The 2,985-nt window shown below is 51.5% G+C and carries 6 protein-coding genes; 1 reads left to right on the top strand and 5 read right to left on the bottom strand.

The window, feature by feature from the left end; translation table 11 throughout:
* The first annotated feature begins 50 nt into the window (after positions 1 to 50).
* Positions 51 to 275, top strand: a complete 225-nt coding sequence (locus tag EDC54_RS17800; protein WP_132459474.1) for a SymE family type I addiction module toxin — start codon at positions 51 to 53, stop codon at positions 273 to 275.
* Between the two features lie 84 nt (positions 276 to 359).
* Here the strand turns inward: EDC54_RS17800 and EDC54_RS17795 are convergent, their stop codons facing one another.
* From EDC54_RS17795 to EDC54_RS17770, 5 genes are all read right to left on the bottom strand, one after another.
* Positions 360 to 644 carry a hypothetical protein gene (locus EDC54_RS17795; protein ID WP_132459472.1) on the bottom strand — a complete coding sequence of 95 codons (285 nt, stop codon included), beginning with the start codon at positions 642 to 644 and terminating at the stop codon, positions 360 to 362.
* Positions 645 to 656: 12 nt separating this feature from the next.
* The gene (locus tag EDC54_RS18130; protein WP_230514559.1) at positions 657 to 1,058 is read right to left on the bottom strand and encodes a polymorphic toxin type 50 domain-containing protein; all 402 of its coding nucleotides are present in this window, start codon (positions 1,056 to 1,058) and stop codon (positions 657 to 659) included.
* Between the two features lie 971 nt (positions 1,059 to 2,029).
* Positions 2,030 to 2,341 (bottom strand): type II toxin-antitoxin system RelE/ParE family toxin, encoded by a 312-nt coding sequence (locus EDC54_RS17780; protein ID WP_132459470.1) that lies wholly within the window; start codon positions 2,339 to 2,341, stop codon positions 2,030 to 2,032.
* On the bottom strand, positions 2,338 to 2,622 hold the full coding sequence (locus EDC54_RS17775) for a damage-inducible protein J (protein WP_132459476.1): 285 nt from the start codon (positions 2,620 to 2,622) through the stop codon (positions 2,338 to 2,340). The genes EDC54_RS17780 and EDC54_RS17775 overlap by 4 nt, the downstream gene beginning before the upstream one ends.
* 39 nt (positions 2,623 to 2,661) lie before the next feature.
* Positions 2,662 to 2,985: tyrosine-type recombinase/integrase (locus tag EDC54_RS17770; protein ID WP_165904337.1), on the bottom strand; the 324-nt coding region annotated here is incomplete at its 5' end.

Here is a 2,985-nt window from a genome sequence, read left to right as displayed (position 1 = left end):
GGCAACCTGTAACAGCCGCTCACCACAAGCAACTAACAGGAGTAGTTACTATGGCTAAGGCACATTCTAAGTCAGACGTCACCGTTAATAAAGCAACCAAAACAGAGCGTTACTACACCGTGGGATACGCGTCGCACAACGGCAAGCCTAACCCACCCTCCGCGATTAACCTCAAAGGCCGCTGGCTGGAAGAGTGTGGCTTTATCACCGGGATGCCCGTCACCGTCACGGTGGAGCGCGGCAGGATTATTATTGAGACGCAGATTAATCTGTAGCGGCTGACCAACTGCTAAAAATAATAAAGCCGGAAGGATCGTTGGATCACTTCCGGCTTTTTATAAATTATAAATAAATTTTAATTATCTTTCATTTCTAACAAACACCCAGCCTTTATAATAATTCAATTTACCTACAGGCTCACATGACTTAACTAAATTAATTTCCTGACTCTCCAAATCAGGACATGAGGCCATTATCTCACTTACAGCAACATCAATAATTTCATAATCATCATCATCAGGCTCAGTATCCAAATACCCATAAATTATGATTTTTTTATCAAAAAAATCATACGCTAATGCTCTAACATTTTTGTTAATATTACCTAACAGCGAATTAAATATTATTAATTTCAGATCATTCATTTCATAACCTACCTAAATTGTATCAGGCAACGCAGGAACGATGTGAGCACCATTTTTCCCGCTATGGATTATCCCCCATGATGTGGAAGTACTTGTACCATTCATATCTTTATGGGTACCGATCACATCACCAAAATCCACTTTAACTTTATTGTCGTTAATTACCCTAGAGGTATTAACATTTCCTGCATGGTAATTATCTAATAATTCTTGAGGTTTAGCCTCTATAACACTCTTACCATCAACATAGTTATTATGTCCTGGTATGTGTTTGCCTTGTGCGCCGTCATGAATTTTTGTTGAAATATTTGGCTTTTTAACTTCTGGCTTTTGGTTATTTTCAGGTGAGTTCGGCTGTTTACACCCAGATTCAGTCAACCCAAGCGGATCAACACGGGTCAGCGGATTATGCACATACCCTTGCGGCCTCAGCCCTCCCAACAGCCCTATCGGGTCATAGGGACGATCCTGATGCAGTCGTACTTTTTAGCGCACTTAACCTATTGATGCAACATGCTTTTTAAGTCACGTTTTTTGCCAGCGTAACAACGTTTTAACCCGAACATCCCGACGCGCACTTTTGCCCCCGGACACGCTACCGCCATGCTGTGACGTCCCTGTCTGCCTGCCCCACATCATAGCAGCGGCGCCAGCCGCTGCCATTACTCGTTTTGTTGCTGAACCGGGTTTTATCGCGGCGCGAGCCGTTCCGCAGCTTGCTGTGGGACGGTGAAGCGTCTGCCGGGTGCGGGCTGGCGAAGCCCGCAAGACAAGCCGTTAAGCAGGGAGGCCCCCGGCGGGGGCCGCACGGGGCGGAGATGGCGAGCACGGGAACGAGCAAGGAGCCTGTGACTGCGAGCCGGGCGCAGCCAGTGCAGCGGGGTCGGGGCGGGGGCGAGGTAAAGCCCTTCAGCGGAGGCCGTCAGGCCGACACCCCCCTGTTCTGTTGACGTTGATGTTTGCTGAAGGTTGACGCCGGAGTCTGCACCGCCAGGGAAGGCGGCCACACCGTGGATGCTGAAGAACAGGCGCGATATTCGTAGCAGAGGGCGCAGCCCTGTGCGCCACGCTGTGCCAGAGTACCGAACCCCGGCGGCCAGCCGCACACCATTGCCAAGGAAGACCGCAGCGCGCCCATCACCTGCCCGGCGCAGACATAATGTGTGTTGCGCGTTGGCCGCGTTCAGCGGCTTTCGCGTAATGCCACATTATGTTGAATGACGTTCGGCCAGCAACGTTAAGAGCAGAGTGTGATGGTGGTGAGTGCTGGCCGGGCGACATTTACCGCCGGAGTGCCTTAGCCGACCAAGGCAAGCGGTGCGCCATGGACGGCGCAGCGTTTGCCCTGCACCGTCCTGCGATGTTGAAGAGAGTGAGCTACTTTTTTACTGTGCCTGGTATTTCGCTGATACCTTGCGCGAGGTATGTAATATCCGCAGGATATGCACTTCGTTTATCTTTCGTTTCAGCGTATAGACAATGATGAACGGGAACTTTGTCAGCACCAGTTTTCTTCTCTCCCCAGACTTGCCTACATCGATGCCCGCTTCCGGCGTGGCTTCCAGCAGCGAGACAGCCGACTCGAACTTATCATCCGCTCCATTCGCCACATCCAGTCCAGCCTCTTTGTACAGGTAGCGATAAATACCTTCACGGTCTGCCATCGCCCGCTTTTCCCATCGTACCCTGAACGTCACAACTTACCCCGCACCGCCTGTGCTTTCAACGTAGCCATGCGGGCTTTCGCGTCCTCATTACTGATGAACTCACTTTCTCCCGCATCATAACGAGAGAACGCTTCCCGCACTTGTTCCTCAAGCCATTCATCACCGACGCTACGCTGATGCCGACGTTCTTCTTCTGCCAGTTCTTCTGCCCGCTGACGCATCAGCTCCGTCAGACTGACCTGTTGACGCTCAGCAGCCTGCATCGCCAGCCGTTTAATTTCCTCATCGATTCTGAAGTGGATGGTTCCCATCGTCGCCTCCCGTGGTGTCACTTGTGTTGTCACTCTACACTACTTATCCTGTTTTTTCCTCTTCTTCGGTTTCCGCTCTGCCGGATGGGTCTTCTCATGCACCTGTTTCAGATGACCGATAGCCACTTTCGTGTATATCTGCGTTGTCTCCAGCTTTTCATGGCCGAGTATCGCTTGTATGTGTCGTGTGTCCGCGCCGCGCTCCAGCATCTGTGTCGCCATCGAGTGACGGAACACATGGCAGGCTCCCGCCTTTTTCAGGTGCGCATCATCCCGTATCGCCCGGCCTGCCAGTATCGTCAGCGTTGACCGCGCCAGCCGTTTGCCCCATATCGTCACGAACAGATAGCCGCTGTCGTGCTT

This window comes from Samsonia erythrinae (assembly GCF_004342665.1).
Lineage (GTDB): Bacteria > Pseudomonadota > Gammaproteobacteria > Enterobacterales > Enterobacteriaceae > Samsonia > Samsonia erythrinae.
The sequence above is the reverse complement of the archived record's forward strand: the minus strand, read 5'-3'. Positions and strand labels throughout refer to the sequence as shown.